Source organism: Streptobacillus felis, from assembly GCF_001559775.1.
GTDB lineage: Bacteria > Fusobacteriota > Fusobacteriia > Fusobacteriales > Leptotrichiaceae > Streptobacillus > Streptobacillus felis.
Window position 1 is genome coordinate 1 of sequence record NZ_LOHX01000043.1, and the last position, 376, is coordinate 376.

The window sequence follows — 376 nt, forward strand, 5'->3', positions numbered from 1 at the left end:
AAAAGTAATAATATAATATGGTAAATGATAATGTAAAAAATAATAATAATATGAATAAAAAAGGGCTTAGAAACAATAAATATAATGAATTAGATATTTAGATGGCAATAATGGCTAGAATGAACGAAAAAGGCTTTAAAGAAATAGAATTTGAATGTGGTTATTTGAAAAAACTAACAAAATGGAAAGATAACACTAGTGATAGTTTTTTTGACAATCTTGAAAGGGTTTATGATAAATTAATATCCATTCAAATTAAAATTGGAGAAAATAAAGAATATACAAAATTTGTATTGTTTACAAAAGATATCATTTCAGGTTCAAGACTAAAGGTCATAATAGGAATGAATTCTGAATTTAGATGGGTGTTAAATGA

General features: G+C 22.9%; 1 pseudogene. It reads left to right on the forward strand.

Annotation, left to right across the window (positions count from 1 at the left end):
- Window positions 1-110: 110 nt before the first annotated feature.
- Window positions 111-376, forward strand: a pseudogene (locus AYC60_RS00660) (replication protein rep); the annotation flags it as partial.